19 protein-coding genes are annotated in these 22257 nt (G+C 68.5%); 5 read left to right on the top strand and 14 right to left on the bottom strand.

The genetic code is table 11. The features are described from left to right. Positions 1–6: 6 nt before the first annotated feature. The gene (gene arsC, locus ACP7EY_RS14920) at positions 7–354 is read right to left on the bottom strand and encodes an arsenate reductase (glutaredoxin) (RefSeq protein ID WP_426194891.1); all 348 of its coding nucleotides are present in this window, start codon (positions 352–354) and stop codon (positions 7–9) included. 196 nt (positions 355–550) lie between these two features. Between arsC and ACP7EY_RS14915 the strand changes: the two genes are divergently transcribed. Next, positions 551–1156 (top strand): 1-acyl-sn-glycerol-3-phosphate acyltransferase, encoded by a 606-nt coding sequence (locus ACP7EY_RS14915; RefSeq protein WP_426194889.1) that lies wholly within the window; start codon positions 551–553, stop codon positions 1154–1156. A gap of 18 nt (positions 1157–1174) precedes the next feature. Here ACP7EY_RS14915 and ureG read toward each other — a convergent pair whose 3' ends face one another. The 10 genes from ureG to ACP7EY_RS14865 all read right to left on the bottom strand — a co-directional run bounded on the left by ureG (position 1175) and on the right by ACP7EY_RS14865 (position 11487). Continuing rightward, positions 1175–1795, bottom strand: coding sequence for an urease accessory protein UreG (gene ureG, locus ACP7EY_RS14910; protein ID WP_426194888.1), 621 nt, complete (start codon positions 1793–1795; stop codon positions 1175–1177). 50 nt (positions 1796–1845) lie between these two features. Next, positions 1846–2511: an urease accessory protein UreF gene (locus ACP7EY_RS14905; protein ID WP_426194887.1), complete on the bottom strand. Its 666-nt coding sequence runs from the start codon at positions 2509–2511 to the stop codon at positions 1846–1848. Further along, positions 2508–3038, bottom strand: a complete 531-nt coding sequence (ureE, locus tag ACP7EY_RS14900) for an urease accessory protein UreE (RefSeq protein ID WP_426194885.1) — start codon at positions 3036–3038, stop codon at positions 2508–2510. The genes ACP7EY_RS14905 and ureE overlap by 4 nt, the downstream gene beginning before the upstream one ends. A gap of 12 nt (positions 3039–3050) precedes the next feature. Then, entirely contained in the window at positions 3051–4751 is a 1701-nt protein-coding gene (ureC, locus tag ACP7EY_RS14895) for an urease subunit alpha (protein WP_426194883.1), read from the bottom strand. After that, on the bottom strand, positions 4748–5056 hold the full coding sequence (locus tag ACP7EY_RS14890; RefSeq protein WP_426194881.1) for an urease subunit beta: 309 nt from the start codon (positions 5054–5056) through the stop codon (positions 4748–4750). The genes ureC and ACP7EY_RS14890 overlap by 4 nt, the downstream gene beginning before the upstream one ends. Before the next feature lie 25 nt (positions 5057–5081). Beyond that, positions 5082–5384 carry an urease subunit gamma gene (ureA, locus tag ACP7EY_RS14885; RefSeq protein ID WP_426194879.1) on the bottom strand — a complete coding sequence of 101 codons (303 nt, stop codon included), beginning with the start codon at positions 5382–5384 and terminating at the stop codon, positions 5082–5084. 25 nt (positions 5385–5409) lie between these two features. Continuing rightward, the gene (locus ACP7EY_RS14880; protein ID WP_426194877.1) at positions 5410–6276 is read right to left on the bottom strand and encodes an urease accessory protein UreD; all 867 of its coding nucleotides are present in this window, start codon (positions 6274–6276) and stop codon (positions 5410–5412) included. A gap of 116 nt (positions 6277–6392) precedes the next feature. Continuing rightward, positions 6393–8165 carry a DUF1302 domain-containing protein gene (locus ACP7EY_RS14875; RefSeq protein WP_426194875.1) on the bottom strand — a complete coding sequence of 591 codons (1773 nt, stop codon included), beginning with the start codon at positions 8163–8165 and terminating at the stop codon, positions 6393–6395. 122 nt (positions 8166–8287) lie between these two features. Further along, positions 8288–9997 carry a SulP family inorganic anion transporter gene (locus tag ACP7EY_RS14870; protein WP_426195101.1) on the bottom strand — a complete coding sequence of 570 codons (1710 nt, stop codon included), beginning with the start codon at positions 9995–9997 and terminating at the stop codon, positions 8288–8290. A gap of 26 nt (positions 9998–10023) precedes the next feature. Continuing rightward, on the bottom strand, positions 10024–11487 hold the full coding sequence (locus tag ACP7EY_RS14865) for a diguanylate cyclase (protein ID WP_426194873.1): 1464 nt from the start codon (positions 11485–11487) through the stop codon (positions 10024–10026). A 206-nt stretch (positions 11488–11693) separates the two neighbouring features. Here ACP7EY_RS14865 and ACP7EY_RS14860 point away from each other — a divergent pair, with 206 nt between their 5' ends. The 3 genes from ACP7EY_RS14860 (at position 11694) to ACP7EY_RS14850 (ending at position 14497) form a co-directional block, all read left to right on the top strand. Then, the gene (locus ACP7EY_RS14860) at positions 11694–12425 is read left to right on the top strand and encodes a hypothetical protein (RefSeq protein ID WP_426194871.1); all 732 of its coding nucleotides are present in this window, start codon (positions 11694–11696) and stop codon (positions 12423–12425) included. Positions 12426–12582: 157 nt separating this feature from the next. Then, positions 12583–13554, top strand: coding sequence for an SDR family oxidoreductase (locus tag ACP7EY_RS14855; RefSeq protein ID WP_426194869.1), 972 nt, complete (start codon positions 12583–12585; stop codon positions 13552–13554). A gap of 4 nt (positions 13555–13558) precedes the next feature. Next, positions 13559–14497: a Ku protein gene (locus ACP7EY_RS14850; protein WP_426194867.1), complete on the top strand. Its 939-nt coding sequence runs from the start codon at positions 13559–13561 to the stop codon at positions 14495–14497. Between the two features lie 12 nt (positions 14498–14509). Here the strand turns inward: ACP7EY_RS14850 and ligD are convergent, their stop codons facing one another. Further along, positions 14510–17056, bottom strand: coding sequence for a DNA ligase D (ligD, locus tag ACP7EY_RS14845; RefSeq protein ID WP_426194865.1), 2547 nt, complete (start codon positions 17054–17056; stop codon positions 14510–14512). Positions 17057–17230: 174 nt separating this feature from the next. On the opposite strand from ligD, the gene ACP7EY_RS14840 reads away from it, so the two are divergent. After that, entirely contained in the window at positions 17231–17542 is a 312-nt protein-coding gene (locus tag ACP7EY_RS14840; protein WP_426194863.1) for a hypothetical protein, read from the top strand. A gap of 99 nt (positions 17543–17641) precedes the next feature. On the opposite strand, the gene ACP7EY_RS14835 is transcribed toward ACP7EY_RS14840, so the two are convergent. Both ACP7EY_RS14835 and ACP7EY_RS14830 read right to left on the bottom strand, forming a co-directional pair. After that, positions 17642–19060, bottom strand: coding sequence for an efflux transporter outer membrane subunit (locus ACP7EY_RS14835; protein WP_426194861.1), 1419 nt, complete (start codon positions 19058–19060; stop codon positions 17642–17644). Continuing rightward, positions 19060–22257: an efflux RND transporter permease subunit gene (locus ACP7EY_RS14830; protein WP_426194859.1), complete on the bottom strand. Its 3198-nt coding sequence runs from the start codon at positions 22255–22257 to the stop codon at positions 19060–19062. Before ACP7EY_RS14830 ends, ACP7EY_RS14835 begins: the two co-directional genes overlap by 1 nt.

Below are 22257 nucleotides of genomic sequence, written 5' to 3'. Positions count from 1 at the left end.
GCCCGCTTACAGGATTTCCAGCACTTTTTCACTGGGCCGGCACAGCCGCACACCCTTGCCGCTCACCACCAGCGGACGCTCGATCAGCACCGGGTGCGCCAGCATGGCGTCGACCAGGGTGTCGTCGTCGAGCGCGGCATTGTCCAGCCCCAATTCGGCGTAGGCCGCCTCCTTGCTGCGCAGCAGCGAGCGCAGCGGCAAGCCGGCCGCCCCCGCCATGGCCTTGAGCTGCTCGCGCGAGGGCGGCGTCGCCAGGTAGTCGATGATGGTCGGTTCGACCCCGGCGGCGCGGATCAGTTCGAGCGTCTTGCGCGAGGTGCCGCAACGGGGATTGTGGTAAATCGTGATGTCCATGGCGGGGTTCCTTATCAGGTGGACATCATATCAGGCCAGGTCACCGCCTCCCTTGCGGCACCCTTGCCATGCCGCTAAAATAGCTTCCCATTGGAAATACAATGCTGGCCCCCGGGCGTCTTTCTGCCCTCCCGGAGCATGCCAGCGGCAACACAAAACAATCAGTGGGCTGCATGCACAGCCCCGTGGAGACCCGATGAACGACATCATGCGCAGCGAACAGTTGCCGACCTGGCGACAGCGCGCCGCCCTGCGCCTGCTGCAACTGGCCGGCTGGAACATACGTTTCAAGCCCCTGCCCGGCCCGCACGGCGTGATGGTGGTCTACCCGCACACCTCGAACTGGGATTTTATCGTCGGCCTGCTGTGCAAGTGGGCGGTCGGCCTGCCGTTTCGCTTTCTGGGCAAGGACGCCCTGTTCAAGGGCCCGCTGGGGGTCGTGATGCGCTACTGGGGCGGCATGGCCGTCGAGCGTTCCACCTCCAGCGGCGCCACCGAACGGCTGGCCGCCACCATGCGCGCCGAGCCGTGGTGCTGGGTCGCCATCACCCCGGAAGCCACGCGCGGCTACAAGCCGCACTGGCGCACCGGCTTCTATCACCTGGCGCGCACGGCCAGGATACCGCTGCTGCTGGTGTACATCGACTACCCGAACAAGGAACTGGGCCTGGTCGACACCCTGGTGCTGAGCGGCGACCAGGCGGCCGACATGGCCGCCATCGCCGCCGTCTACGCCGGTCACCACGGCCGCTATCCCGAACTGGAAGCGCCGATCGTGCTGGCGCCGCCGCGCCAGCGCTGAGCGGCTGCGGGCCGCGCCCTACCGCTGCGCCACTTCCAGCAGGCCCTGCTCGCGGATGAACGCCACCACCTCGGCGACGCCATCGCCGCTGCGCAAATTGGTGAAGATGAACGGCCGCTCGCCGCGCTGGGCGGCGGCATCGCGCGCCATCACCTGCAGGTCGGCGCCCACGTGCGGCGCCAGGTCGGTCTTATTGATGATCAACAGGTCCGAGCGGGTAATGCCGGGGCCGCCCTTGCGGGGGATTTTTTCGCCGCCGGCGACGTCGATCACGTACAGCGTCAGGTCCGACAGTTCGGGGCTGAAGGTGGCCGCCAGGTTGTCGCCGCCCGATTCGATCAGGATCAGGTCGAGGTCGGGAAAGTCGGCCTGCATGCGGGCGATCGCCTCCAGGTTGATCGAGGCGTCCTCGCGGATCGCCGTGTGCGGGCAGCCGCCCGTTTCCACCCCCATCAGCCGCTCGGCCGGCAAGGCGCCCGCGCGCAGCAGGATGTCCATGTCCTCGCGGGTGTAGATATCGTTGGTGATGACGGCCATGTCGTAGTCGTCGCGCATGGCCTTGCACAGCATTTCGCACAGCGCCGTCTTGCCGGAGCCGACCGGGCCGCCGATGCCGACGCGCAGGGGATTGGAAGTCATGGTGATGCTTTCGTCTGGTAGTAAAATAAGTTAAGTGAAGGGCCGGGCCATCATGAACGATACAGGCGGCCATGCTGCACCTCGTGGCGCATCGACAGGATCGACAGGCCGGGCGACCAGTTCGACAGCGCGTCGTCGGCCAGTTGCTGCGCCAGCGCGGCCGCCGCCTCGATCTCCGGCGCCAGCGACAGCAGCAGGCGCTGGCCCGCCACCTGTCCCAGCGGGATCGACTTGACGCACACCAGCACCTGGTTCTCGGCCCAGGAAAACAAGGAAGCCACCAGCGCGTCGCGGTGGTCGATGCCGAGGGCATCGACGGCGCAGGCAAAGGCGGTCGGCAGCGCCACCTCGGGGCCCAGCACGGCAACCTCGCCCACCCCCAGTTCGGCCAGCAGGCGCGTGAGCGAGTAGCCCATCTGGATCGATTCGGCGCGCAGTTCGGCGCAGTCGCGCGAGGCGATGAAGCGCTCGCTCCACAGGGCGACGGCGGCCAGGTCGCCGTCGCCGAAGGCGCCCATCAGGCGCCACAGCACCGGCGCGTCCCACAGCGCCATCACCTCGTGCAGGTAGCCGGCGATCCAGTCGCGCGCGCTGGCGGCGTCGCGCACCAGGCCCCGCTCGATGGCCGTTTCCAGCCCCTGCGAATAGCTGTAGCCGCCGATCGGCAGCGCCGGGCTGGCGAACTGCAACAGGTGCAGCAACTGGCCGGCGTTCATGCAGTGCCGGCGTCGCCCGGCCGGTGAATGCGCTGGCGCAGCGGCACCGGCGCCAGCAGGTCGCCGCCGTGGCTGTGCCCACCGCCCGAATAGGCGCCCGCCTCCGGCTCGAAGCATGCCTGCTCCTGCACCACGCGCGCGCCCAGGCCCTCGACCATCTCCTTGAGCACGGGGTCGACGCGGATGCGCAGCAGGCCGGCGCCGATCTGCACCTGGGTATGGCGGTTGCCCAGGTGGTAGGCGCAGCGCACCAGCGCGTGCTCGCTGTCGCAATGGACGGCGTAGGTGGGCTCGAGCGCGGCCACCACTTCGATGACCACGCGCGCAGGGTCGTCCGCCGCCCCGCCGCCGAGCAGGTCGCCGTCGCGCAGCACGGTGCCGCGCACGGTAAAGATCGCCACTTCTTCGCCCGACTCCAGGCGCGCGCGCAACCGGCATTTTTCGCGCTGGTCGTAGGGCAGCACCAGCCGCCCATACATGGCCGATGGCGATGGCGCCGTGCCGACTTTACTGTGAAACGTGAGCATGTTGGGTCCGTCCTAGAATAGAAAATAGCGCTGCGCCATCGGTAGCACGGCGGCCGCCTCGCACACGAGCAGCTCGCCATCGGCGCGCACCTCGTACGTCTCCGGGTCGACCTGCATGCGCGGGGTGGCGCCGTTGTGGATCATGTCGGCCTTGGTGAGGCCGCGCGTGCCGCGCACGGCGATGATGGTTTTCGACAGGCCCAGCTGCCTGTCGATGCCGGCGTCGAAGGCCGCCTGCGAGACGAAGGTGAAGGATTTTTTCAGGCCGCCGCCGAAGGCGCCGAACATCATCCGGTAATGCACGGGCTGCGGCGTGGGGATCGAGGCGTTCGGGTCGCCCATCTGCGCCGCCGCGATCATGCCGCCCTTGAGTATCATCGACGGCTTGACGCCGAAGAAGGCCGGCTTCCACAGCACCAGGTCGGCGATCTTGCCCACTTCGATGGAGCCGACCACGTGCGCAATGCCGTGCGTGATGGCCGGGTTGATGGTGTACTTGGCGATGTAGCGCTTGACGCGGAAGTTGTCGTTGTCCTTGCCATCGGGCGCCAGCGGGCCACGCTGCAGCTTCATTTTATGGGCCGTCTGCCAGGTGCGCATGATGGTCTCGCCCACCCGGCCCATCGCCTGCGAGTCCGACGACATCATCGAGATGGCGCCCATGTCGTGCAGGATGTCCTCGGCGGCGATGGTTTCGCGGCGGATGCGCGACTCGGCAAACGCCACGTCTTCGGCAATCGCCGGGTCGAGGTGGTGGCACACCATCAGCATGTCGAGGTGCTCGTCGAGCGTGTTGACGGTGAACGGCCGGGTCGGATTGGTCGACGACGGCAGCACGTTCATTTCGCCGACGGCGGCGATGATGTCGGGCGCGTGGCCGCCGCCCGCCCCTTCCGTGTGGAAGGTGTGGATGGTGCGGCCCTTGAAGGCGGCCAGGGTCGCTTCCAGGAAGCCGCCCTCGTTGAGCGTGTCGGAGTGGATCGCCACCTGCACGTCCATCTGCTCGGCCACCGCCAGGCAGTTGTCGATGGCGGCCGGGGTGCTGCCCCAGTCCTCGTGCAGTTTCAGGCCGATCGCGCCGGCCTTGACCTGCTCGATCAGCGGCTCGGGCAGGCTGACGTTGCCCTTGCCCAGAAAGCCCAGGTTCATGGGAAAGGCGTCGGCCGCCGCCAGCATGGCGTGGATGTGCCAGGGACCGGGCGTGCAGGTGGTGGCGGCGGTGCCCACCGCCGGCCCGGTGCCGCCGCCGATCATGGTGGTGATCCCGCTCATCAGGGCTTCCTCGATCTGCTGCGGGCAGATGAAGTGGATGTGGGTGTCGATGCCGCCGGCGGTGACGATGGCGCCTTCGCCGGCGATGATCTCGGTGGCGCCGCCGATGGCCATCGTCACGTCGGGCTGGATGTCGGGATTGCCGGCCTTGCCGATGGCGGCGATCAGGCCGTTCTTGAGGCCGATATCGGCCTTGACGATGCCCCAGTGGTCGATGATGACGGCGTTGGTGATGACCGTGTCCATCACCTCGGCGTGCACGCGCTGCGACTGGCCCATGCCGTCGCGGATGGTCTTGCCGCCGCCGAACTTGACCTCTTCGCCGTAGGTGGCGTAGTCGCGCTCGATCTCGATGAACAGTTCGGTGTCGGCCAGGCGGATGCGATCGCCCGTGGTGGGGCCGTACATTTCGGCGTAGGCGGCGCGGCTGATGCGGCTCATGGCAGCGCCCCCATCACCAGGGCGTTGAAGCCGTAGACCTTGCGCTCGCCCGCCAGCGCCACCAGTTCGACGGTGCGGCGCTGGCCCGGCTCGAAGCGCACGGCGGTGCCGGCGGCGATGTTCAGGCGCATGCCGAGGGTGCCGGCGCGCTCGAACAGCAGTGCCGGATTGACCTCGTAAAAATGAAAATGCGAGCCGACCTGGATCGGCCGGTCGCCGCTGTTGGCCACCACCACGGTGGTGGTGGCGCGGCCGACGTTGAACTCGATGTCACCCGGCAGCAGCCGGTATTCGCCCGGTATCATATGACGCCTTTTTTTCGCTGGTGGTTCATGGAATGGGATGGTGGACGGTGACGAGCTTGGTGCCGTCGGGGAAGGTCGCCTCGACCTGGATGTCCGGGATCATTTCGGCGATGCCTTCCATGACGTCGGCGCGGGTGAGGATGGTGGCGCCCTCGGCCATCAGTTCGGCCACGCTCTTGCCGTCGCGCGCGCCCTCCATGATGGCGGCGCTGATCAGGGCCACGCTCTCCGGATAATTGAGTTTCAGGCCACGCGCCAGCCGGCGTTCGGCCAGCAGGCCGGCGGTAAAAATGAGCAGCTTGTCTTTTTCGCGGGGGGTCAGGTCCATGGTGTCTCTCTTTTGTCTTTGGGGTTCAGGTGTTCCAGATGCGCGGCACCGGCGCCGCGCAGCCCAGCAGGTGGGGCCGCAGCAGTTGCCAGGCGGCCGTCACCAGCTGGCGCGCGCGCTCGCTGTCGTCGCACAGCAGCCGGGCCACGAACACCGACTTGACCTGGCTGGCCGCCAGGTCCGGGTCAAGCGCGCGGATCTGCGCCAGCAGGGCCGCCGGCAGCGGCGCGCCAACCCCGGTCAGGGTGGCGCAGACGCTGGCGCCGCCCAGGCCGAAGGGGCTGTGCATGGCCGCGCCGGCGGCAGCGAGCGTGCCCTGCTCCCACCACAGCAGCTTGCCGGCACTGCGAATCTGCGTGCGTTGGCGAATCACGCCGCCGCGGAAGGTCTCGCCCGAGGCGCGCCGGCCGAAGCACAGGATCTCGGCGCCGATATAGCGCGCGCCCGCTGCCAGCTCGACGCTGTGATCGAGGCGGACGTCGGCGTCGTTGAAAAAAATGGTTTCCTGCGGCAGCCATTCGAGCGCAGCGCCGGCGCCCGCCGCCAGCCGCACGTCCTGGCGCGACTGGCGGCCGTTGGCGCGGTACCACTTGGCCGCCCCCGGCGTGGTGAGCAGCGCGTGGCCACCGGCTTCCACCGTGGCGTCGATGGCCAGCATATCGCCGCCCACCACGCCGCCGGGCGGATGGACGACGATGGCGTGACAGATGGCGCCGCCCTCGGGATACAGGGCTTTTTGCACGCGCAAGGGGCCGCTGTGGCGCCGCTCGACGAGTCGGGTGACGCCGGCGTCGTCGACGAAACGCAGGCGCAGGCTGGCCTGCCACGGCGCGTGGGCACGCGGCGGCGCAACGGGGACAGGCGAATCGGGAACGGCAAGACAGTCAGGCATGCAAACAAATTAGCACGTACCATGCCAGCCCTGCAGAAACACTTCGCACCGGGCGCGGGCAGGCACGGGGCAAGGTTCACCATGCCCGCAGAAAATGCACCATGCTGGTGCATTTATTAAAAGGAAAAGCCGGCCGAGATGGCCAGCACGTCGCGGTCGGCGGTGGCGTTGTAGTCGCCGCCCCAGACGGGCAGCCAGGCCACCTCGACGTGGTAGCGCTGGCGGTACACGGCGCGCACACCGAGATTGGCGCTGCGCCGGCCCTGGTTGATGAGGGCATCGGCGGACCAGCCGCGCACATCGTGGACCACGCCCAGCGCGGCGGTGGCGCTGAGCGCCTCGACCAGCGGCGGCAGCGGCAGTTCCACGCGCGCGCGCCAGGCGGCGGCGTTGCGGCTGACATAACCGCGCTCGCTGCATTGCAGGGCCGGCACCGTCATGTTGGCGTTGCACAGGCCCTGCACGGGCCCGGTGCCAAACACGTCGGCGCGGCCGTAGCGGCGCAGCGCCTGCCCGGGCAGGCCGGCGACATGCTTGAGCACCACCTCGGCCGACCAGCCCAGCGCCACCGGCCCGTCCCCTTGCCCCCGCACACCGAGCTGCCCCTGCCACATGGGGTAGCGCTCGTAGCCATGAAACACGGCGCCCGCGGCGATGGCGTCGGCGTCGCGCCGCAGCAGCGACGGCGCGGCGGGATTGAGAAAGGGCGGCAGCGCGTCGCCGGGGCCGAACAACAAGGGCTGGCGGGGCCGGTATGACAGTTCGCCATAGGCCCCGCCGCTGTGGCTGAACGTGAGCGCGTCGATGCGCAGCGCTTCCGGGTATTCGGTGAAGAAGGCGATATTTTTGCCATCGGGGTCGCCGGCGATGAAGGCGGGGCCGGCGCGGCTGGATTTGTGCAGGCTGGGCACCGCCGTGCGGCTGGTGTAGCGGGCGTGATAGGCGCCCAGTTGCAGGCCCAGCGCCGGCCAGCGCCAGCGCAACGCGGCGCCGAACTGGCTTGCCTGCGGCGGCGGCGTGGGCAAGCGCCTGAGGTAGGCGCCCAGCGCCACCCGGCTGCGGTCGTCCACCGCCGGGGCGCCGCTCATGACCTTGTCGCAGCCGTCGACCAGGTAGTCGTTGACGGCAAAGAAGGTGCCGCACATGTCGATGGCGTTGGGCCGGAAGCGGCCCTGGTAAAACAGCTCGACGGCGCTGGCGCCGTCGACTTCGGCGCTGGCGAACAGCATCGGCACGGGCACCTTGACGTCATCCGGCCGCGCGCCGGCACGCCGGCTGGCCGGCAGGTCGCGTGGCGTGAGCACCTCGAGGCCGCCGCCAAAACCCATCCTGGCGCCCCAGTCCAGGCTTTGCTGGCCAGCGCGTGCCAGCAGGCGCCAGCGGCCCGCGTCGATGCGCTGCTCGACCCAGGCCTCGCCCACCACCACGCCGGAAAAACGCGACAGCGGCGGCGCGCCGGCGTCGCTGAGGGCCTGGCCGGCCGCGTAATTGTTGGCGGCGCTGCCCCAGGGGCGGCCGTCGCGCAGCAAGGCGTCGTCGCGCCAGCCCTTGACGCGCAGCAGCGCGCGCGTGTCCTGGTAGCGGGCGCCCACATCGACGCTGGCGCTGAGGGTGCGCGAGACGGCCTGGTGGCGGCGAAAATTGAGGGTGGCGTCGTCGGCGTTGGCGCCGGTGCCATTGCGCGTTGTCACCCCGGCGACGGCGCCGTTGAGGGCGAACGGCAGGCGCCGGTCGGGCTCCTCGAGCCGGAACACGGCGCCCAGGTCGATGCGGCCGCCGATGATGAAGACGGGCGCGGCGTGGACGCAGCGCACGGCCAGACCAAGGCCCAGCGCCAGCCCGACCACTGCCCGCAGCGCCACAAGCCGGTATGCATCGACTGTCGTCACGGGGCCCCCGTACGTGAACGGGTCAACGATAACGAGCGCTTTGCGCACGGTCAATCGCTATCGGGGGTGGATCATCAAGTCATGCGGCGCGCATCGGGCTGTGGCGTTTTCGCCGCGCCCGCCTATGCCTTGGTCAGCGCATCCCAGGCGTTCGCGGTGCTCAGGTAGACATTGCCGCTGATCGACTCGAGCAGCTTGACCGCCTTCAGGCGGTCCATCACCGGCCCCTTGACTTCGGCCAGGTGCAGCAGTACGCCGCGCGCGGCCAGCTGGCGGTTGATGTCGGCCAGGCCGAACAGGGCCGAGGTGTCGATGGCGTTCACCGCCGACAGCACCAGCACCAGGTGGCGCAGGCCCGGCCGCGCCGCCAGTTCGTCGTCGATGCGGGCGCTGACGGCGTCGATATTGCCGAAGAACAGAAAGGCATCGACCCGCAGCAGCAGCACGCTGGGCGCGGTGCCGCCCGGATAGCGCTCGACGTTCCTGAAATGCTCGCTGCCGGCGATCCGTCCCAACACGGCAATGTGGGGGCGGCTGGCGCGCCAGATCAGGGTGCCCATCGACAGCAGCACGCCGATGACGACACCCGCCTCGACCCCGGCCACCAGCACCCCGCCGGCGGTGCCCGCCAGCGCCAGCGCATCGCTGCGGTCGTAGCGCAGCGCCGTGCGCAGCGTTTCCAGTTCCAGCATGCCCAGCACGGCGACGATGATGGTCGCCGCCAGCGTCGGCATCGGCACCAGCGCCAGGTAGCCGGTGGGCGCCACCAGCGCCAGCGCCAGCAGGGCCGCGCTGATGATGCTCGCCAGCGGCGTGTTGGCGCCGGCGGCGTGGTTGACGGCGCCGCGCGACATGCTGCCGGTGACGGGCAGGCCGCCACTGAGGGCGCTGCCGATATTGGCCACGCCCAGGCCCAGCAGCTCCAGGTTGGCCGCTGGTTTGACGGGCGCCGGCGCCGGTTCGTCGCCGGCGCGCCCGCCCGCCTGCGCCAGCGCCTGCGCCGACGACATCGAAATGAGAAAGATCATGAAGCCGATCAACAGCGCCGGCTGCAGCAGCGCCGACCAGTACGAGGACGCCGTCGCCAGGTTGAGCGTGGGCAGGCCGGCCGGCACGGCGCCAATCGTCGCCACGCCGGCGGCCAGGCCGGGCGCCAGCGCCACCACGGCGCTGGCGACGACCACCACCAGCATGGGCGCCAGCCGCGCGCCGATGCTGGCGGCGCCGGGCGCCAGGCCGGCGCGCCGCAACAGCGATGCCAGCGACCGGCGCGCCCACAGCAGCGCCAGCGCCGACAGGATGCCGAAGGCGGCGCTGGCCGGGTGCACGGACAGCCCGGCGAAGCTGGACACCATGGGCACGATGGGCAGCGCGTGCGGCGCGCCGGTGCCCAGCAGCGCCGCCAGCTGGCCCCAGGCGATCAGCAGCGCGGACCCCAGCGTAAAACCGCTCATCACGGGACGCGAGAAGAAATTGGCCAGGAAGCCCACGCGCGCGACGGCGCACAGCAGCAGCAGCCCGCCCGACATCAGCGCCAACTGTGCCGCCAGCACGCCGTACAGGGCCGAACCGGGCACCGCCAGCGGCGCCAGGCTCGACGCCGTCATCAACGAGATGATCGCCATCGGCCCCACCGACTGCGTCATGCTGGTGCCGAACAGCGCGTACAGCAGGGGCGGCACGATGCTCGCGTACAGGCCCACCACGGGCGGCAGCCCGGCCACCATGGCGTAGGCCATCGCCTGCGGCACCATCATCATGGCGACGATGACGCCGGCGCTGACGTCGCCGGCGAGCAGGCGGCGCTGGTAGGGCCGCGCCCAGCCCAGCAGCAATTTCAGGGGAGCGGCGCGACTGCTCACTGCATCGCCAGTTCCACGCAGTTGCGCCCGGCCCGCTTGGCGCGCGCCATCGCGGCGGCGGCGCGCACCATCAGCGCGTCGGCGCTTTCATCGGCGCCGGCCTGGGCCACCGCCATGCTCACGGCCAGCCGGTCGAAGCCGGGAAAGGTGGTCGCGCCAATCGCCTGGCGGATTTTTTCGGCCATTTTAAGGCCGTCGATGGCGTTGGTGTGGGTGGCGACGATCTGGAATTCGTCGCCGCCCGAACGGGCCAGCCAGTCGCTCGAACGCAGCTCGGCGCGGATCGCCTGGGCCAGCACGCGCAGGGCGGCGTCGCCCACCGGATGGCCGTAGCGGTCGTTGATGGCCTTGAAATGATCGACGTCGATGGTGATCAGGGCCAGCGGCGTGGCGTAGCGGCGCGCGCGCTTGATTTCCTGTTCGAGCAGTGCTTCGCCGCGGCCGCGGTTGGCCACCCCGGTGAGCGCGTCGAGGGTGGCCAGGTCGGTAAGGCGCGCCAGCAGTTGCTCGGCGTCGCCGTTCATCTCGGCCAGGCGCAGGCCCAGGCCCACTTCACGCGCGAGCGCCTCGAGCGTGGCCAGGTCATCGGCCGACAGGCGCTGCGCCGTCTCGAACATCAGGCACAGGGCGCCCAGCGGCGCGCCGGGGCCGCGCGCGGCGATCGGCACGCCCACCACCATCGCCACATGCATCGCCGCGAGCGCGCCAGCGAGGCCCGCATCGGCGCACCGGTCAAGGTCGTCGAGCACGGCCAGTTCGCCGTCGCAGGCGGCGATCAGAGGCGGAAACCGGTGGCGCAGGGGCGAGTCGAGCAGCGCGATGGCCGGGTCGAGCAGGTGCGCCAGGTCGAGCGCGCCCCTTGCATGCTGGGCCGAGACGATCAACTCGCCGCGCGCCGAGGTTTCCAGCAGCGCCGCGTGGACCACGCCGGGCCAGCGCGCCAGCGCCGCGCAGACGGCGCTGGCCAGTTCGGCGCCGTCGTCGGCGCCGGCCACCGCCTGCAACATGCTGCTGCGCAGCGCCAGCAAGGACCGCAACGCGTTCACGGTGGCGCCAGCCTGGCCGGCGCTGGCGCCGGCCAGGCTGGCATCGATGCGCTGCCCCAGTTCGGCGGCGCCGGCCGGTTCAAGCAGGTAGTCGAGCGGGCCGAACGGGGCCAGTTCGGTCAGCCAGTTGGCGCGGCCATAGGCGCACAGCAGCAGCACGGCGGCGCCGGCGCGCTGGCGCACCAGTCGGGCCAGCGGCGCGGCGTCGATGGCGCGGTCGAAACGGTCCAGATCGATGATCAAGAGGTCGACCGCTTCCTGCGCCAGGATGCGCGCGGCCTCGTCGGCATCGGCGGCGACGAACAGGCGCCCGAACCGGTCGCCGCTGTCGGCCTGAAACTGCACGCGACGCGCCGGCACCGGGTTCAAAAACAGCCCCACCTTGCGGGCACGCTCGGCGTCCGGGTGCGTCATACACTCTCCTGAAAAAAATAAACGGGGCACAAGCTCCAACTGGCGCCAGGCGCCCGCCCGTAGTTTGCCATAAAGCACCCTAAACACGGAAGGAAAGGCGCGCGCTGAACGGGGCAAACGCCGTTTCAGCGATTATTTGCCATTTGAGCAATGTGTGTCATACACTCACGCGGCAGCCCCCACCCACCGGGCACAGGAAAGTGCGCATGAAAATAGCATCGTGTCGAACCGCAGCAACGGCGCCCTGGGCGCTGCTCACCCTGGTCATGGCGCTTGCCGGTGGCGCCGCCACGGCGGCGGCCGCGGCCCCGCCGTTCGCCTTCGAGGCGGTGACAACCCTGGACGAAATGGCCAGCCTGATCCGGGCGCGATTGCCGCTGGGCAGCGCCAGCGCCACCGTGCGGCGCACCTTCGTCGAGGAAGGTCATGCCAGCCTGAAGACCAGGGCGGGCGCGCCGGGTATCGAAAAATACCTCTATGACATCGATTTATGCCACTACTATGTGTGGCGCTGGAACATCTCGGCCGATTACGATGAGCAGGGCCGCCTGCTGCAGGCTTACGTGAACGGCAATATCGTCTTCCCGAACGGCGCGCCGAAGGTCATCATCTCAAAAGTCGCGGAAGCGGGCAAAAAGGCCGCCATCTACCGGGCGCAGCGCCCCCGGCCGGAAGCGTACAAGGGCGAGAAGTCGCTCGGCTTCCTGCTGTTCGACCGCGACGGCGACCTGGCCAGCACCGACGACCAGGCGCTGATGGGCGCCGGCCCCAGCCGCGCCGATCCGGCCAATATGGGCACGATGGTCGTGTACAGCGAGGTCGATCCGTGGCGCTCGATTTTCGACGCCGATCCGGCCGGGCGCATTCATCCCTACGCGGGGCGTTGCGACGATGCCGACCGCCTCCACGACGCGCAGCGCCAGGCGCCCAGGCCCTGATCGATTGCGTCACCGAGTCGGGCGCCGTGCAGCGAGGCGCACTGGTCGACTGCGCGCCAGCCCGATTGCCCGCTATGTGCGAACGCGCACGGAGCGCCGGCGCCAGTGCGCCCGATACTCATGTTTACCTATCAAACAAGCATGAGGAAAACACGCAATGGCAATCCAGGACGAGGTCGCGGACACCCAAAAAGCCATCCAGAGCCGGCAGGACCAGAAGGACGCCGCGGCCACGCCGGCGGCCGAACACCGGCAAGCGGTGCAAACGGGCCTGGTCGACCAGCCCGGCCTGCCCCTGCCCTCGCAGCACCTAAGCAAACCGGGAGTCGAGGCGCAGATGACGCTCAAGCCCCGCTTCATGGCCGAGCACTACAAGGGCAGCGGCAAGCTGCAGGGCCAGGTCGCCATCGTCACGGGCGGCGACTCCGGCATCGGCCGCGCGGTGGCCGTGCTGTTTGCCCGCGAAGGGGCCGACGTCGCCATTTTCTACCTCAATGAACACGAGGACGCCGCCGCCACCCAGCAATACGTGCAGGCCGAAGGGCGCCGCTGCGTTACCGTCGCCGGCGACGTCAAGGACATGGCGTTTTGCCAGGAAGCGGTGGACAAGGTGGTGGCCGAATGGGGCCGTCTCGATGTGCTGGTCAATAACGCCGCCTTCCAGGAGCACGCATCCTCGCTGCTCGACCTGACCGAAGAGCGCTTCGACGAGACCATGCGCACGAATATCTACGGCTACTTCCACATGGCCAAGGCCTGCCTGCCCTACCTCAAGCGCGGCGCCGCCATCGTCAACACGGGCTCCGTCACCGGCCTGAAGGGCGCCGAACACCTGCTCGACTACGCCACCACCAAGGGCGCCATCCATGCCTTCACCATGGCGCTGGCGGCCAATCTGCTCGACCAGGGCATCCGCGTCAATGCCGTCGCCCCCGGTCCCGTATGGACGCCCCTCAATCCGGCCGACCAGACGCCCGAGAAGATCGCCAGCTTCGGCGCCGCCACATCGTATCGCCGCCCGGCCCAGCCGGAAGAGCTCTCGCCCGCCTATGTGTTCCTGGCCTCGTCCGTGTGCTCGAGCTACATCACCGGCGTGATCCTGCCGGTGACGGGCTCGGTGGGAGAATAAGACCATGGCCCGCAGCTTGTGGAAAGGGGCGATCAGTTTCGGCCTCGTGCACATCCCCGTCGAGATGTTCCCCGCCACCAGCGAGCACGCGCTCGACCTGACGATGCTCGACCGGCGCGACTTTTCCCCCGTCGGCTTCAAGCGCTACAACAAGGGCAATGACCAGGAAGTGGGCTGGGACGATATCGTCAAGGGCTACGAGTACAGCGAGGGCGAGTACGTCGTGCTGTCGGACGAGGACCTGCGCGCGGCCAATCCCGAAAAGACGGGCGCCATCGACATCGTCTGCTTTGTCGACGCCGGCGCGGTGCCGCTGCTGCACTACGACACGCCCTATTATCTGGCGCCCGCCAAGGGCGGCGACAAGGTCTACGCGCTGCTGCGCGAAACCCTGCGCAAGACGGACAAGATCGGCATCGCCACCGTGGTGATCCGCGTCAAGCAGCACCTGGCCGCCCTGCTGTGCGTGGACGACACCATCGTCCTGCAGACCTTGCGCTACCCCGATGAAATCCGCGCCACCGACGACTTGCACATCCCGGCGGCTTCGGCCAGGTCGGCGGCGGTGACGGACAAGGAAGTGAGCATGGCGATGGCGCTGGTCGAAGGCATGAGCCAGGCGTGGACGCCGGCGCAGTACCACGACAGCTACCGCGAAGACGTGCTGGCGCTGGTGGACAAAAAGGTCAAGGCCAGGCAGACCCGGACCATCACCGCGCCCGACACGACGGCGCGGCCGGCGCCGTCCTCGAACGTGGTCGACCTGGTGGCCTTGCTGCAGCAAAGCCTGGGCAAAAAATCGGGCGGCGAGAAAGCGGCCACGCCCGCCAGGGCCAGCAAGGCGGTGCCCGGCAAGATCGCGGCGCCGGCGCGCAAGAGCGCGGCCAGGCGGGCGCCGGCGGCCAGCAAGCCGAGCACGCGGCGCAAGGCCGCCGCAGCGTAGCAGCGGCCTCAGTTACGCCTTGGGCGCCCCGTTCAGGCGCTTGATCGCCGCCGTCAGGCTCTTCGCGCTCTTGGCGTAGGCGGCCCACGGCGCGTTGCCCTGCGCCAGGCGCGCGTGGACGGTGGCGATGGTCCAGTGGTCGCCCCCGTTGACGTCGGCCAGTTCATCCCACCCGATCGGCACCGAGATGCCCAGGCCGGGCCGGGCCCGCGCCGACCAGGCCGCAGCCGTGGTGGCGCCGCGCCCGTTGCGCAGATAGTCGATGAAAATCCGGCCGACCCGGTTCTTCGGCCCGCTCTTGAACGCAAAGCGCTGCGGCAAGGTATTGGCCATGTGGCGCACCACCTGCTCGCTGAAATCCTTCACCGCGTCCCAGCCATGGCGGGGCTTGATGGGCACCACCACGTGCAGGCCCTTGCCGCCGCTGGTCTTGAGAAAGCCCACCAGTCCCAGTTCATCGAGAAACGCCTTGATGAGCTGGCCTGCCTCGCGCATGGCGGGCCAGTCGACGCCCTCGCCCGGATCGAGGTCGAACACCATGCGGTCGGGCTGCTCGTAATGGCTGGCGACGGCGTTCTGGCTGTGGAACTCGACGACGTTGAACTGCGCGGCCGACAGCAGGCCCGTGGCGTTGGCAATTTCGAGCATGGGCGGATGGTCGGGGTCCAGGTCCTGCGGCAATTGCAGCACGCCGGGCAGCCGGGCGACATCGGCATGCTTCTGAAAAAACAGCGCACCACCCACGCCGGCCGGCGCCCGCACCAGCGACACGGGGCGGTGCGTCAAGTGGTCCATCATCAGGCTGCCGACCAGGGCGTAGTAGTGCACCAGGTCGAGCTTGGTGGCGCCCGACTGCGCATCGATGACGCGCGCACCGTTGCTCACCTTGAACCCGGCGGGCAGCGCGGCGGCAGCGCGCCCGCTGTGCGTGGTTGACGTGTTCACCTTGTCCTCCAGTTGCTGTGGTACTTCGCGCATGATGGCAGTGGCCGGCTTGTCCTCGCGCAGGCCGTGAAACACGGCGTGGCGCACGGCGCCGCCGGCGGTCCAGTCGGCAAAGCTGATCTCGCACACCAGTTGCGGCTTGACCCAGTGGTGCTTGCGGCCCGCCACCGCACCCGGCGCAAACGGGCTGACATCGGTCTCGAGCGCGCCCAGCCGCTCCTTGAGCCGCGCCAGCATGGCCCCATCGAAGCCGGTGCCGACATTGCCCGCGTAGTGCAGCACGCCGTGCGCATCGTGGGTACCCAGCAGCAGCGCGCCGATGCCGACCCGCGCACCCTGCGGATCGGTATACCCGCCGATGACGAATTCCTGGCGCTTGCCGCATTTGAGCTTGATCCAGTCGGCCGAGCGCCGCGCCACGTAGGGCGCATCGCGGCGCTTGCCGATCACCCCCTCGAGGCCCATGCGGCAGGCGGCCTTCACCAGCGCCTGCGGATCGTGGCCGAATTCATCGCTGAAACGGACCATGGCGCTGCCTTGCACGTGCGCGAGCACATTGGCCAGCGCGGCGCGGCGCGCCACCAGCGTGCAGCGGCGCAGATCGTGGCCCTGCAAATACGGCACATCGAACAGAAAATAGGCGATATGGGCCGTATTGCTGCCGTCGAAGGCTTGCTGGAGCAGGCCGAAATCGGGCTTGCCGTGCGCGTCGTTGACGACGATCTCGCCATCGTACCAGCCGTCGGGCAGGCCCAGGCGGGCCAGTTCGTCGCGCAGCGCGGGCAGCCTGGCCGTCCAGTCCTTGCCATTGCGCGTGTACAGGGCGGTGTGCCCGCCTTCGACCCGGGCGAGCATGCGGTAGCCGTCGAACTTGATCTCGAACACCCAGTCCTCCGGCTGGCCCGGCGCCGTCTCGACCAGGGTGGCCAGTTGCGGCTTCAGCGTGGCCGGCAAGGGCGATGGGCGCGCGCCGGGCGGCGGGCCGTCCGCGCCGGGACCGGCGCTGGCAGTAGCGGCAGTAGCTGCAGTAGCGGCAGTAGCGGCAGGGTCGGCAACGTCGGAGGGCGGGGCCAGGCCGGCAACGCTGTCGGGCATGGCGTCGACCACGGAAAACGCGCTGGCCGGGCGCACGTAAGCGTCTTTCTCCTTGATCAGCAGCCAGGGCGGCTGCTTTTCGCCCTTGCCCTTCATGCGGATCAAGGCCCAGTTGCCGTGCATTTTGTGGCCGTGCAGGGCAAACTTCAGATTGCCTTCTGCGTAGCCGGCGCGCGCATCGACCAGCGGCGTCCAGCTGCCCTGGTCCCAGATGATCACCTTGCCGGCGCCGTACTGCCGGGCGGGGATGCTGCCTTCAAAGCTGGCATAGGCGATCGGGTGATCTTCCACCTGCACGGCCATGCGCTTGTCGTGCGGATCGTAGCTGGGCCCTTTCGGCACCGCCCAGCTTTTCATGGTGCCGTCGAGTTCGAGCCGCAAGTCGTAGTGCAGGTGGCTGGCCCAGTGCTTCTGGATGACGAAGCGCAGCGCCCCCGTCGTCGGCGCGCCGCCCTGCTCCGGCTCGCTGGTGATCTTGAAATCGCGCTTGTCCTTGTAGGCCTTGAGGGGGTCGGTCATGGCGTCGCCTTGGTCGATGCAATGGCAAAAGTGTAAGCCTGGGCGCAGCGCCCTACCGTTCGTTGGCGAACCTTTGTAAGGGAATGTAATTGCTGTCATCGGCGCACGGCGCGCGGCCGTTATTGGATCAGGACGGCGCAATCGCTGCCGCCACCAACTTACCAAGGACCTGCCATGAACAAACTGATCGCCACCCTCGTCGCTGCCCTGTTCGCCACCGCCGCCATCGCCCAGACCCCCGCCACCGCACCGGCGCCTGCCGCCAAGGTGAGCGCCGCCCAGGCACAGGAACACAAAACGGCTGCCAAGGCCGATGAGAAAGTGGAAAAAGCCAGCGCCGACGCGACTGCCGACAAGGCTGTCGCCAAGGCCGACGCTGCCAAGACCAAGGCCAAGGCACACAAGAAAGTGGCCAAGGCCAAGGCTGAAGCGAAGGCCGACAAGGCCGCCGCAAAGGCCGACATGAGCGCCGCCGCACCGAAGTAAAGCGCCGCCCGTTCGCCAAAAAAAACGGCATCGCGCTCGTTCAGAACGCGATGCCGCAAGGGCAAACATCATCGTAATAGCGGCCGCGGCCGCTATTATTTATTGGACGACGCTCCAGCCGCCGCCCAGCGCGCGGATCAGCGCCACCGTCGTCACCGCCTGGTTGCCACGCAACTGGGCCGCATTGCGTTCGGCCGAGGCCAGGTTGCGCTGGGCGTCGAGCAAGTCGAGGTAGCTCGAGCGGCCCGCGTCGTACAGCTTTTGCGCCAGGTCGGCCGAGCGGCGCGCATACACCACGCCGGCGTCAACCTGCTCGGACTGGCCCGCCAGGATGCGCAGGCCGGCCAGGTTGTCTTCCACTTCGGCGAAGGCGACCAGCACATTTTGCCGGTACGCCGCCACCGACTCTTCCAGCACCGCTTCGCTGCGGGCGATATTGGCCTTGTTGCGGCCGCCATCAATGACCGGCATCGACAGCAGCGCACCCAGCAGCCACGACTGACCACTCAATTTGAGCACATTCGACAGCGCCACCGATTCGCCGCCGCCGGCAGCCGACAGGCCCAGCGAAGGGAACATGGCCGCGCGCGCCACGCCGATGCGTTCATTGGCGGCCACCATGGCGCGCTGGGCGGCGGTCACGTCGGGACGGCGCTCGAGCAGCTGCGAGGGCAAGCCGGCCGGGATCACCGGCAAGACGCCGGCATCGAGCAGGGGATTGGCGCCGGCGCTGAAGGCGGCCGCCGGCTTGCCCAGCAAGACCGCCAGCGCATGCTCGAGCGTGACGCGCTGGCGCTGCAGGCCGATTTCCTCGGCACGCGCGGCGGCCAGCTCGGTCCTGGCGCGCACCAGGTCGAATTCGCCGATGTCGCCATGGTCGAAGCGGCTCTGGTTGACCTTCACGCTCTGCGCGCGCAGGTCGGTGGCGCGCGCCAGCGTCTGCAGTTCGGCGTCGAGGGCGCGGATCCGGTAATAGGTCTGGGCGACGTCGGCCTGCAAGGACAGCAGCACCGAGCGGTAGCTGGCGCTGGCGCCGTCGGCGTCGGCCTGCGCCGCCGAGACGCCCGCGCCGATGCGGCCGAACAGGTCGACCTCGTAGCTGGCCGAGAGCTGGCCCTGGTAGGTGCTCGCCGCCGGCTGCGACGGGCTGCCCGCGCGCTGGGCGTTGACGCCAGCGCCCACCTGGACGCTGCGCTCGCTGCTGGCGATGCCGGCAAGGGCGCGCGCCTGCTTGACGCGGGCCGCCGCCACCGCCAGGTTGGCGTTCGCTTCGGTGGCCTGGGCAATCAGGCCGGTCAGGGTGGCGTCGTTAAAGGCGAGCCACCACTGGCCGCGCGGCGCGGCCTCGGCCGGCTGCGCCACTTTCCAGGCGCTGCCATCGGCGGCGGTCACGGGGGTGGCCGCTTCCTTGTAGGCGGCTGGCACCGGCACCATCGGCGCTTTCAGCGCGGGGGTGCTCGAGCAGCCGGCCAGGATCAACAGCGCCAGCATGGGCGCCAGGGCGAATTTATTGCTCATTAATGAACTCCTTCAATCGTCGGGGCCAGCGGCGCGATCAGCGGCGCCGGGGCGACGGGAACGGCCTTGTCGAAGCGCTTGGCCAGCGTGCGCAGCAATACATAGAACACGGGGGTGAGGAACAGGCCGAAGAAGGTCACGCCCAGCATGCCGGCGAACACCGCCACACCCATCGCGTGGCGCATTTCGGCGCCGGCGCCGTGCGAGAACACCAGCGGCACCACGCCCATGATGAACGCGATCGAGGTCATCAGGATAGGCCGCAGACGCTGGTGGCAGGCCTCCAGCGCCGCCTGCACCACGGTACGGCCATGGTCTTCCAGTTCACGGGCAAATTCGACGATCAGGATGGCGTTTTTCGACGCCAGTCCCACCAGCACGAACAGGGCGATCTGGGTAAAGATGTTGTTGTCGCCGCCCGTCAGCTTGACGCCGACGAGGGCGCACAGGATCGACATCGGCACGATCAGGATCACCGCCAGCGGCAGCGTCCAGCTCTCGTACTGGGCCGCCAGCACCAGGAACACCAGCAGCACGCACAGGGGGAACACGTAGATCATCGTGTTACCGGACAGGATGTCCTGGTAGGTCAGCTCGGTCCACTCGAAGCTAACACCCTTGGGCAGCACGTCCTTGACGATCTTTTCCATCGCCGCCTGGGCCTGGCCGGACGACACGCCGGGGGCGGCGCCGCCGTTGATGTCAGCCGAGACGTAAGCGTTGTAACGCTGCACGCGGTCCGGGCCATAGCTGTCCTTCACCCGCATCAGCGAGGACAGGGGGATCATCTCGCCCTTGTCGCTTCTCACCTTGAGCTGGGCGATGTCTTCCGGCTTCGAGCGGAACGGCGCGTCGGCCTGCACGCGCACCTGGTAGGTACGGCCGAACTGGTTAAAGTCGTTCACATACAGCGAACCGAGGTTGATCTGCAAGGTCTGATAGATGGTCGCCAGCGGCACGCCGAGCTGCTTGGCCTTGGTGCGGTCGACGTCGGCGAACAGCTGCGGCACATTGATCTGGAAGCTCGAATAGACGCCTGCCAGGCTCTTGTCGGCCCAGGCCTTGCCCTGCACTGCCTGGACCGCCTTGTACATCTCGTCGTAGCCGACGTTGCCGCGGTCTTCCAGCATCAGCTTGAAGCCGCCGGTGGTGCCCAGGCCGTTGACGGGCGGTGGCGGCACCACCATGATGAACGCGTCCTGGATGCCGCCCAGGCGCTTGTTGATCTCGGCGGCGATCGAGGCGCCGTCGAGGCCCTTGCCGCTGCGCTGGTCGAACGGCTTCAAGGTGTAGAACACGATGCCGGCGTTGGAGGCATTGGTAAAGCCGTTGATCGACAGGCCGGGGAAGGCCACCGACGATTCGACGCCCGGCACCTTGCCGGCGACGTCGGTCATCTGGCGGATCACCTTGTCGGTGCGCTCCATGGTGGCCGCGTCGGGCAGCTGGGCAAAGCCGATCAGGTACTGCTTGTCCTGGGCCGGCACGAAGCCGCTCGGCACCGCCTTGAACATGAAGATGGCGGCCACGCCCAGCAGCAGGTACACCGCCACCGACAGCGTCTTGCGCTTGAGGACGCCATTGACGCCGCGCTCGTAGCGCACCGAGGTGCGACCAAAGAAGCGGTTGAACCAGCCGAAGAAGCGGCCAAATACCTTGTCCATGCCGCGCGTGAGGGCGTCTTTCGGCGCGTGGTGCGGTTTGAGCAGGGCGGCGGCCAGGGCCGGCGACAGGGTCAGCGAGGAAAACGCCGAGATCACGGTGGAAATGGCGATGGTCAGCGCGAACTGGCGATAGAACTGGCCCGACAGGCCGGACACGAAGGCAATCGGCACGAACACGGCGCACAGCACCAGGGCGATGGCAATGATGGGGCCACTGACTTCCTTCATCGCCTGGATGGTGGCCTCGCGCGGGTTCAAGCCCGCTTCGATATTGCGCTCGACGTTTTCGACCACCACGATGGCGTCATCGACGACGATACCGATCGCCAGCACCAGGCCGAACAGGGACAGGGTGTTGATCGAAAAGCCGAAGCCGAGCATGACGGCGAAGGTGCCGATGATCGACACGGGCACGGCCACCAGCGGAATGATGGAGGCGCGCCAGGTTTGCAGGAACACGATCACCACCAGCACCACCAGCGCCACCGCTTCGAGCAGGGTGTGGATGACCGCCTTGATCGATTCGCGCACGAACTGGGTGGGATCGTAGACCACGCTGAAGTCGACGTCCTCGGGGAAGTCGTTCTTCAGTTCGGCCATCTTGGCACGCACATCGGCCGACAGTTGCAGCGCGTTCGAGCCGGGCGCCTCAAAAATGGCGAGGGCGGCGGCCGACTTGTTGTTCAGCAGCGAGCGCAGCGCATATGAGTTCGCGCCCAGTTCGACGCGGGCGACGTCCTTCAGCTGCGTGATGGCGCCGTCGCTGCCGGTGCGCACGATGATGGCGCCAAATTCCTCGATGGTCGACAGGCGGCCCTGGGTATTGACGGTCATCTGGAACTCGGCGTCTTTCGACGGCGAGGCGCCCACCACGCCGGCGGCCACTTGCACGTTCTGCTCGCGGATGGCGGCGACGACGTCGTTGGCGGTCATGCCGCGGGCGGCGACTTTTTGCGGGTCGAGCCAGATGCGCATGGCGTAGTCGCCGGCGCCGAACAGCTGGACGTCGCCCATGCCGTTGATGCGCGCAAGCTGGTCCTTGACGTTCAGGACCGCGTAGTTGCGCAGGTAGACATCGTCATAACGTCCCTTGGGCGAGACCAGGTGGACCACCATGGTCAGATTGGGCGAGCTTTTGACGGCGGTGACGCCGATCTGGCGCACCTCTTCGGGCAGGCGCGGCAAGGCACGCGCGATGCGGTTCTGGATCTGCGTCTCGGCCTGCTCGACGTTGGTGCCGACCTTGAACGTCACGGTCAGCGCCAGCGCGCCATCGGCGGTCGACTGCGAGGCCATGTACAGCATGCCCTCGGTGCCGTTGATCTGCTCTTCCAGCGGCGCCGCCACCGTCTCGGCGATCACCTTGGGATTGGCGCCCGGGTACTGGGCGCGCACCACCACCGATGGCGGCACCACGTCCGGGTACTCGGAGACGGGCAGCGCGAAGATCGACAGCAGGCCGGCAACGAAAATGATGACCGACAGGACGGCCGCGAAAATCGGCCGGTCGATGAAAAATTTGGAGAAGTTCAT

Source organism: Massilia sp. DWR3-1-1 (assembly GCF_049898325.1).
Taxonomy (GTDB): domain Bacteria; phylum Pseudomonadota; class Gammaproteobacteria; order Burkholderiales; family Burkholderiaceae_D; genus JAFCUW01.
This window is presented reverse-complemented; position numbering and strand designations above follow the sequence as displayed.

Excerpts from the sequence above, each read along its gene's own strand:
- ACP7EY_RS14880 (WP_426194877.1), bottom strand. The coding sequence starts at position 6,276 with ATGCCTGACTGTCTTGCCGTTCCCGATTCGCCTGTCCCCGTTGCGCCG.
- ACP7EY_RS14905 (WP_426194887.1), bottom strand. The coding sequence starts at position 2,511 with ATGAACGCCGGCCAGTTGCTGCACCTGTTGCAGTTCGCCAGCCCGGCG.
- ACP7EY_RS14835 (WP_426194861.1), bottom strand. The coding sequence starts at position 19,060 with ATGAGCAATAAATTCGCCCTGGCGCCCATGCTGGCGCTGTTGATCCTG.
- ACP7EY_RS14915 (WP_426194889.1), top strand. The coding sequence starts at position 551 with ATGAACGACATCATGCGCAGCGAACAGTTGCCGACCTGGCGACAGCGC.
- ACP7EY_RS14855 (WP_426194869.1), top strand. The coding sequence starts at position 12,583 with ATGGCAATCCAGGACGAGGTCGCGGACACCCAAAAAGCCATCCAGAGC.
- ACP7EY_RS14850 (WP_426194867.1), top strand. The coding sequence starts at position 13,559 with ATGGCCCGCAGCTTGTGGAAAGGGGCGATCAGTTTCGGCCTCGTGCAC.
- ACP7EY_RS14860 (WP_426194871.1), top strand. The coding sequence starts at position 11,694 with ATGAAAATAGCATCGTGTCGAACCGCAGCAACGGCGCCCTGGGCGCTG.
- ureG (WP_426194888.1), bottom strand. The coding sequence starts at position 1,795 with ATGACTTCCAATCCCCTGCGCGTCGGCATCGGCGGCCCGGTCGGCTCC.
- ACP7EY_RS14865 (WP_426194873.1), bottom strand. The coding sequence starts at position 11,487 with ATGACGCACCCGGACGCCGAGCGTGCCCGCAAGGTGGGGCTGTTTTTG.
- ureC (WP_426194883.1), bottom strand. The coding sequence starts at position 4,751 with ATGAGCCGCATCAGCCGCGCCGCCTACGCCGAAATGTACGGCCCCACC.
- ACP7EY_RS14830 (WP_426194859.1), bottom strand. The coding sequence starts at position 22,257 with ATGAACTTCTCCAAATTTTTCATCGACCGGCCGATTTTCGCGGCCGTC.
- arsC (WP_426194891.1), bottom strand. The coding sequence starts at position 354 with ATGGACATCACGATTTACCACAATCCCCGTTGCGGCACCTCGCGCAAG.
- ACP7EY_RS14840 (WP_426194863.1), top strand. The coding sequence starts at position 17,231 with ATGAACAAACTGATCGCCACCCTCGTCGCTGCCCTGTTCGCCACCGCC.
- ACP7EY_RS14890 (WP_426194881.1), bottom strand. The coding sequence starts at position 5,056 with ATGATACCGGGCGAATACCGGCTGCTGCCGGGTGACATCGAGTTCAAC.
- ureA (WP_426194879.1), bottom strand. The coding sequence starts at position 5,384 with ATGGACCTGACCCCCCGCGAAAAAGACAAGCTGCTCATTTTTACCGCC.
- ligD (WP_426194865.1), bottom strand. The coding sequence starts at position 17,056 with ATGACCGACCCCCTCAAGGCCTACAAGGACAAGCGCGATTTCAAGATC.
- ureE (WP_426194885.1), bottom strand. The coding sequence starts at position 3,038 with ATGCTCACGTTTCACAGTAAAGTCGGCACGGCGCCATCGCCATCGGCC.